The organism is Mangrovitalea sediminis, from assembly GCF_002514725.1.
Classification (GTDB): Bacteria; Pseudomonadota; Gammaproteobacteria; order Pseudomonadales; family Oleiphilaceae; genus Mangrovitalea; species Mangrovitalea sediminis.
In genome coordinates this window covers 219,213-226,086 of record NZ_NTLB01000002.1, presented here as the reverse complement: position 1 = coordinate 226,086, position 6,874 = coordinate 219,213, and the positions used below count along the sequence as shown (strand labels likewise).

Here is a 6,874-nt window from a genome sequence, read left to right as displayed (position 1 = left end):
TCGAGATGTTCTATAACAACCGACGCCGCCATGGTTCTAATGAGCAGTTATCGCCAGTAGAGTATGAGCGGCGTCATCAGGAACGGCTGGGAAGTGTCTAGAGAATTGGTGGCGATTCATCTCAATCTCAAGATTTCATTAAAATTTGATGGCATGGAGGCCAGAAGACATTCAAAAGAGCCTCACTTTGGCGAGGTTGGAAGAAAGCGACTTGAAAAGACCGCAGAACAAGTCATTTCTGAGTTCGAGAAAGATGATGAAACCGGGTTTGTAATTATTACTGGAGCAAATAATAGAATTACTTCAGAGGAGATAAGAGTATCTGACTCATTTCGTGTAAAAACTCTAGGGAAATCTTTGAGCAGAGAATCGGCCTGGACAAAATTGAAAGAATATTATGAGCGCCTCAATGCGGATGGTGTGTTTAACCAATGATTGCAGATATTGACAAGGATAAAGTCAAATACGGCGTCTGTGTGGTTCTATGGAGCATCCTTGCTTCACACTTTGGGCAGCCATTGGTACACGGAAATCAAGATGCTATAAATGTCATTGTCACCGTCTTTTCAATCCTAGCGGGCTTTTTGGTAGCAGTTATTACTCTGGTTGGCGACCCTAAATCCCTACCGTCGGGGAGTTGGCAGGTTGCAAGACTGGGAAGTGATTTGACTTACAATCGTTTGATTCGCCATAAATGGCTTTTCAAAGGTTATTTGATTACTTTATTTTTGATCTTTGCATCAATAGTCGCTAAAAATAAATTTCCGGCCACTCAAGTCGTGCTTGAGTACATATATATGTTTTTCGCTGCCATTTCATCTTTCCTATCCTTCAAGCTGCCATCGGCATTAATGGAGCTTCAGAAGGAGCGCATAGAACATGAAATTGAAGAGCGGCGTAAAAACGAAGGGATAGATGAGTAAGTCCGCGTATAACAATCAGCTGCAGCGGATCAATTTACGCTACGCTTCAATTGCCCGCTGAGCTGGGCGTTACGCCTACAAAAGCTCGAATTGAAACATCGACACCCTGCATAAAATTACCTCAGATGTGGCTATCGCGAGCCTTAGTTCTTGGATCACAGTGCAACTTTCCCTAAGACGCTTCAGGGCCGGCCTTGCACTGGTCTTTCTACAGGCTCGCTCGCTTAACCAGAAATAAATGCCAGAAGAAATCATTGAACCACTACACTTTGGGTGTCCGTTTTCATCATCAGATTAAAATGGGATCGTCCCGGTTCTCCTATACAGTGAGATAGCAAAATGGAATTTGATCTTAAGGAATTCAAGCAAGCACTTTTTGAGGAAGCGTCTGTGGTCTTCCCGCAAATCATGGAAGATCTGGGGCATGAGCGGATCTACTCGATTGCGCTCTACAATAGCGGTGATGACTGGTGTTACCTATCGCCCACGGTGAGTACATACGCGGGACTGCGGCAGGCTGCGGAGGGATACACAAAAAATGACTTCTTCCGGGAAAAGTCTATCCCGGATCTCGAATGCCTTCTGAAGTGGTCCCCCTGCGATTCACCCCACCATGGCACCTATGAGGAATCAATGCCGCGGACGGATCAGGCGCTTCGCCCTTTGTCCGACCTTATGGAGGACCTATACGACGAGGAGGAGGACGACTGGTCTGAATCCTACGTTTTGCATGACCTATTGGTCGACGCCTGCATCGAAACGCTCCAATTGCTTGACCAGAAAGGTGTGTTTGGCAAAGACCTCAATCGCCTGCAGATCACGCTTAACTTTCTCAACGGCGACCAGAGCAATGAAGAACGCCTGGAGCGAGCGCTTCGCCTGAATCCTGCCAGCCTCTGTGACCGACTTGCCGGAGACTATGAGAAGGCGTCTGAGGTTATGGAGTCCGTATACCGCCAAATGGAAGGCACACGCCCTCCTGGCACGGATTAATGAAAGAGGCAGCATCGGCGCTTTTTGCGGTTTTAGAGCCAGGATCAACCGGAGGCACCCATGGTACGAAGAACGAGCATAACAATACTGCTTGCCTCGCTGCTTTTGCTGTTCCCGGGCACCCCGGCGCTGGCCTATGGCATTATCTCGATCAAGCCTTCGGAAGCCGCGAGTCATGTCGGCGAGCAGGCCAGGGTTTGTGGGATCGTCGCAAGTGCCAAATTTGCCTCCCGATCCCGGGGAGCGCCGACCTTCCTGAATCTGGGGCAGCCCTATCCGCGCCAGGTTTTTACAGCGGTTATTTGGGGTAGAGATCGCAGTAAATTCGCCTACCCGCCGGAATCGCTCGGGGGATCATCCATCTGCGTCAGAGGCCTGATCAGCCTCTATCGCGGGAAACCGCAGATCGTCGTGCATGATCCAAAGTTCATCGAGCGTTCCAGCCATGAGTGATTGAGGGATATGGCAAACAGCATGGACAAGATCACGTTCACCAAAGAAGAAAAGGACCTGATGGTCCGGAAAGTTCAGCTCTATTTCCGGGAAGAGCTGAATCAGGAGATCGGCGGTTTCGATGCGGAGTTCCTCATCGATTTTTTCTCGGCGGAGATGGGGGCCTTTTTCTATAATCGCGGGCTCTATGATGCGGAAGCCGCCATCCATGGGAAGGTCGCGGAAATTTCAGACCTGCTGCTCCAGTTGGAAAAGCCCGTATCCATACGTAAATAAATCCAAGAGCCAGGTTCAAACACAGGGCTAATCAATGAAAGGCGAGTGTCTCTGCGGAGCCGTTAACTTTGACATCAACGGTGAATTGCCGAATATCTATCAATGCCACTGCTCGCTGTGCCGCAAGGTGACGGGCGCTGCCGCCAACGCGGCGACCTTTGTTCGGCAGGCGGATTTTCGGTGGCTGTCCGGTCAGGACAGCATCACCTCCTTTCAGAAACCCACCGGCTACCGGAGTGACTTTTGCTCGACTTGCGGTAGCCCCGTGCCCAACCCGCTGGGCCATTCAGATCTCGTTTGGGTTCCGGCCGGATTGCTCGACGGCAAATTCACGTCGGAGATTACCGTCCATCTCCATGTCGATTCATCGGCTACCTGGGAGAAGGATGCCGCGACCTGTCTCAGGTTCGGCGCCGGGCCCGACAGTCTCGATGCGCTCAATCAGGCATTGCAGAAAACCGCTGGCTGAACAAAGCGATACTGGGTGGATTCTCTTGGTAACCCTCCACCATCGCTTTAACGGAGGCATCCATGTCGCTTCACATCGGAATCGTCGGCTGCTCTGCTGAAGGAGCGGCCCTGTGCTACAAAACGATCTGCACCGAGGGCCCTGAAATCATGGGCCCCCATGCGCACCCTGAAGTCACCCTGCATACATCCTCTTTATCCGACTACGTGCGGTGCCTGGAAAATGGCGATATCGAGGGTGTCGGAAAGCTGATGCTGCGTTCTGCCCATATCCTGGCGGATGCCGGGGCGGACTTTCTGATTTGCCCCGATAATACGATTCACCAGGCTTTCGACTGGGTAGCCTCTCGCTCGCCGCGCCCCTGGCTGCACATCGCTGACGTCCTGTCCCAGGAAGCCCAGGACCGTGGCTACACCAAAGTCGGGCTCACCGGCACGAGCTGGCTTGTGCGTAGCGAGGTGTATCCCGTGGCCCTTCATCGTCATGGATTAGGATTCGAACGGCCACTGGCACATGAAGTCGATGAAATCGGCCGGATCATCATGGACGAACTGGTCTACGGACACTTCAAGCCGGACAGCATTGCGTATTTCCAGACCGTCATTGACGGCCTTAAAAACCGGGGCTGCGATGCCGTGGCCTTGGCCTGCACCGAAATCCCCCTCATCATCAATGACGCGAATTCGCCGTTGCCGACGCTCGACTCCAACTGTCTTCTGGCACGTGCGGCACTGAGGAGAGCGACGGCGTAACCAGCAACACCCTATGCGGCTGTCGGCCGGGTTGCTTGCCAACATGGTGGTATCAGGCCCCATCATCAGCTTTCCCGCCGACGGTCATCGATTGGGTCGTCAGCGGCACGCCGTCCTTGCCGGGATCGAGTTCGAGCAGGATGCTCGCCCAAGGGCTCGTCCACCGATCCGGGCAAGGGACCGAAGTTGGAATCGGTATCGAAGCCCCATTGCCTGCCGCCCGACCAGGTGCAGGACGTGCCCGCAATCCGGGATTTTCCGGCTGCGGACCTAAGAGTCCGCAGACTGCCGCGCGAGGTCGCGCAAATGCCCTTTCAGAATCTTGCCGGTGGCGGTCGCCGGCAGGTTATCCATGAAAATGATTTCCGATGGCCGTTTGTAGGCGGACAACCGCTGTGCCGCGAATTCCGCCAGCTCCTGCTCGGTCAACGCGGCGCCGGGCACGGGCTGTACGTAGGCGACCACCTCCTCGTTGCCTGCCACCGGGCGGCCGACCACGGCGGACAGTGTCACCAGGGGATGTTCGTTGAGCACAGCCTCCACATCGGGCGGATAGACGTTGAAGCCGGAGCGGATAATCAATTCCTTGGAGCGCCCGACGATATACAGGTTGCCCTCTACATCGACCCGTCCCATATCGCCGGTATTCAGCCATCCCTCGTCGTCGAGAACGGCCCGGGTCGCCGCTTCGTTCCGGAAATAACCTTTCATGATATTGGGGCCGCGCAACCAGAGTTCGCCGACTTCACCGCGCAGGACCTCCTGGCGGCTCATGGGCAGGATCAGGCGGTACTCAAGGCCCGGCAGGACCTTTCCCACGGTGACTGTTTCATTGATCTCGCCGATCCGGGTCTGGCTGACGGTCGGGCTGGCTTCGGTCAACCCATAGCCATTATGCAGCGTGGTACCGAATACACTTTCCACCCGGCGCTTGAGGTCCAGGTCGAGCGGTGCGCCGCCGGCAGACAGGTAAACCAGCGACGGCGCCTCCAGCGTCACGCCCTCCCGCGCCAGGTATTCCAGGGTGCGCGCATACATCGCGGGGACACCCTGAACGACACCAATCTCCCGGTGGGCCAGCGCGTCGACCAGATCCACCGGATCGAAACGCGGTACCGTGTGCAGACAGGCGCCGTTGGCCAGGGCGCCAATCGCCACTGATGACAGGCCGAAGACATGGGACGTGGGCAGGACACCATAGACATTGCGACCCGGCGCCAGCAATCTCATGCCGCCGGAGACACGGGAGATGAACAGGATACCGCGATGCGTCAGCATCACGCCCTTGGGCTGACCGGTGGTGCCCGAGGTGTAGATCATGGCGGCCACCTGGTTTCCGTCCGCCTCGACCGGCAGCGGGTCCACCGCATTCAGCGGGCCAACCGCCAGCTCGCCCAGATCACCGGCCGGCACCGATGCCGCACCATGGCGCTCCGCGTGCCGTGCGGCGTCCTCGGAAACTTCCACCGTATAGAGGATCCGGCGGGGCTGACAGTTATCGCGAATCGCATCGATTTCATTGGGCGCCAGACGGGCATTGATCACCGCCACCCACACATCCATCCGGCTGGCCGCCAGCAGCAACGCCACCAGCGCCCGGCCATTTTCGCTGACGACCATCAGCCGGTCGCCGGGACGCAGGCCCTGCTCGACGAGCCAGCGCTGCGTGCCGTCGATCACCGCAACCAGATCGCCGTATCGCCAATGGACCTTGTGGTCGATCAGTGCGACGGCGTCGGGACGCTTCTCGACCCACTCCCAGACAGCGTGGTGTATCCGCGTGGGCAGCTCCGCCTCGAGCTCGCTGGCCCAGCGTCCCTGGATCTTTTCGTCAGGCGCACGCATATCTATTGCGCCTCTCGAATCATGTTGCGGGCAATGACCAGTTGCTGGATCTGGCTGGTGCCTTCGTAAATCCGGAACAGGCGCACGTCGCGGTAGAAGCGCTCCACCGCGTATTCCGCCATATAGCCCGCACCGCCGTGGATCTGCACCGCCCGGTCAGCGACACGGCCGACCATTTCCGAACAGAACAGCTTGGTGCAGGAGGCCAGGGTACTGACGTTAACCCCCTCATCCTTCTGGCGCGCGGCGTCCAACACCATGCAGCGACCGGCGTAACTTTCGGCTTTGCTATCGGCCAATAGTGCCTGGATCAATTGATGCTCGGCCACCGGCTTGCCGAACTGCACGCGCTCCATGGCAAAGTGCAGGGCATCGGCCAGAAGCCGTTCGGCGACGCCGACACAGACAGCGGAGATATGCAGGCGACCGCGGTCCAAAACCTTCATGGCCGTCTTGAAACCCACCCCTTCCCGGCCACCGATGATGTTCTCGGCGGGCACGCGGCAGTTGTCGAAGATGATGTCGCAGGTGTGGGCGCCTTTCTGCCCCATTTTGTGATCAGGCTTGCCGCGAATCAGGCCGGGGGTATCCCCTTCCACAATAAAGGCAGAGATACCGCCAGCCCCTTTGTTGTCAGGATCGGTACGCGCCATCACCGTAAACAGGCCCGCTTCCGGCCCGTTGGTGATGTAGCGCTTGGTGCCATTGAGCACGTAGTGATCGCCATCTCGGATCGCCGTGGTCCGCAGGGAGCCGGCGTCCGACCCCACATCCGGCTCAGTCAGGCAAAAGGAACTGATCAGCTCGCCGGTGGCCAGGCGGGGAATGTACTTCTGCTTCTGCGCCTCGGTGCCGTCGATCAGGATGCCCTGGGAGCCGATGCCGTTGTTGGTGCCGAAAATGGAGCGGAAAGCCGGCGAGGTACGCCCGATCTCCATGGCCACCAGCGCCTCTTCCTCCATAGTCAGCCCCAGGCCGCCGTAGGCCTCCGGAATGGACAGGCCGAACAGTCCCATCGCCTTCATTTCCTGCAGGATATCGTCCGGGATACGGTCTTCCTCGGCGACGTGCTGCTCGCTCGGCACGAGGCGCTCGCGCACGAAACGGCGGAGAGTATCGAGGAGCTGGTTGAGGGTTTCTTCGTCTCTAATCACGTTCGATCC

9 protein-coding genes are annotated in these 6,874 nt (G+C 56.9%); 7 read left to right on the top strand and 2 right to left on the bottom strand.

The window, feature by feature from the left end; translation table 11 throughout:
• The first annotated feature begins 93 nt into the window (after positions 1–93).
• From CLR77_RS06910 to CLR77_RS06880, 7 genes are all read left to right on the top strand, one after another.
• Positions 94–435: a hypothetical protein gene (locus CLR77_RS06910; protein WP_097459896.1), complete on the top strand. Its 342-nt coding sequence runs from the start codon at positions 94–96 to the stop codon at positions 433–435.
• Positions 432–923, top strand: coding sequence for a hypothetical protein (locus CLR77_RS06905; protein WP_097459895.1), 492 nt, complete (start codon positions 432–434; stop codon positions 921–923). Before CLR77_RS06910 ends, CLR77_RS06905 begins: the two co-directional genes overlap by 4 nt.
• A gap of 339 nt (positions 924–1,262) precedes the next feature.
• Positions 1,263–1,916 carry a DUF4303 domain-containing protein gene (locus CLR77_RS06900; RefSeq protein ID WP_097459894.1) on the top strand — a complete coding sequence of 218 codons (654 nt, stop codon included), beginning with the start codon at positions 1,263–1,265 and terminating at the stop codon, positions 1,914–1,916.
• A 60-nt stretch (positions 1,917–1,976) separates the two neighbouring features.
• On the top strand, positions 1,977–2,369 hold the full coding sequence (locus CLR77_RS06895) for a DNA-binding protein (protein ID WP_097459893.1): 393 nt from the start codon (positions 1,977–1,979) through the stop codon (positions 2,367–2,369).
• Positions 2,370–2,390: 21 nt separating this feature from the next.
• Positions 2,391–2,645 (top strand): DUF2164 domain-containing protein, encoded by a 255-nt coding sequence (locus CLR77_RS06890; RefSeq protein WP_097459892.1) that lies wholly within the window; start codon positions 2,391–2,393, stop codon positions 2,643–2,645.
• Between the two features lie 34 nt (positions 2,646–2,679).
• Positions 2,680–3,114, top strand: a complete 435-nt coding sequence (locus CLR77_RS06885) for a GFA family protein (RefSeq protein ID WP_097459891.1) — start codon at positions 2,680–2,682, stop codon at positions 3,112–3,114.
• Between the two features lie 62 nt (positions 3,115–3,176).
• Entirely contained in the window at positions 3,177–3,866 is a 690-nt protein-coding gene (locus CLR77_RS06880; RefSeq protein WP_097459890.1) for an aspartate/glutamate racemase family protein, read from the top strand.
• Positions 3,867–4,136: 270 nt separating this feature from the next.
• Here the strand turns inward: CLR77_RS06880 and CLR77_RS06875 are convergent, their stop codons facing one another.
• On the bottom strand, positions 4,137–5,711 hold the full coding sequence (locus CLR77_RS06875; protein ID WP_097459889.1) for a class I adenylate-forming enzyme family protein: 1,575 nt from the start codon (positions 5,709–5,711) through the stop codon (positions 4,137–4,139).
• Between the two features lie 2 nt (positions 5,712–5,713).
• Positions 5,714–6,865 carry an acyl-CoA dehydrogenase family protein gene (locus CLR77_RS06870; protein WP_097459888.1) on the bottom strand — a complete coding sequence of 384 codons (1,152 nt, stop codon included), beginning with the start codon at positions 6,863–6,865 and terminating at the stop codon, positions 5,714–5,716.
• Positions 6,866–6,874 lie beyond the last annotated feature (9 nt).

What these genes read in the sequence shown, in the direction of transcription:
- CLR77_RS06905 (WP_097459895.1), top strand. Translation starts at nt 432, where the DNA reads ATGATTGCAGATATTGACAAGGATAAAGTCAAATACGGCGTCTGTGTG.
- CLR77_RS06900 (WP_097459894.1), top strand. Translation starts at nt 1,263, where the DNA reads ATGGAATTTGATCTTAAGGAATTCAAGCAAGCACTTTTTGAGGAAGCG.
- CLR77_RS06895 (WP_097459893.1), top strand. Translation starts at nt 1,977, where the DNA reads ATGGTACGAAGAACGAGCATAACAATACTGCTTGCCTCGCTGCTTTTG.
- CLR77_RS06890 (WP_097459892.1), top strand. Translation starts at nt 2,391, where the DNA reads ATGGACAAGATCACGTTCACCAAAGAAGAAAAGGACCTGATGGTCCGG.
- CLR77_RS06885 (WP_097459891.1), top strand. Translation starts at nt 2,680, where the DNA reads ATGAAAGGCGAGTGTCTCTGCGGAGCCGTTAACTTTGACATCAACGGT.
- CLR77_RS06880 (WP_097459890.1), top strand. Translation starts at nt 3,177, where the DNA reads ATGTCGCTTCACATCGGAATCGTCGGCTGCTCTGCTGAAGGAGCGGCC.
- CLR77_RS06875 (WP_097459889.1), bottom strand. Translation starts at nt 5,711, where the DNA reads ATGCGTGCGCCTGACGAAAAGATCCAGGGACGCTGGGCCAGCGAGCTC.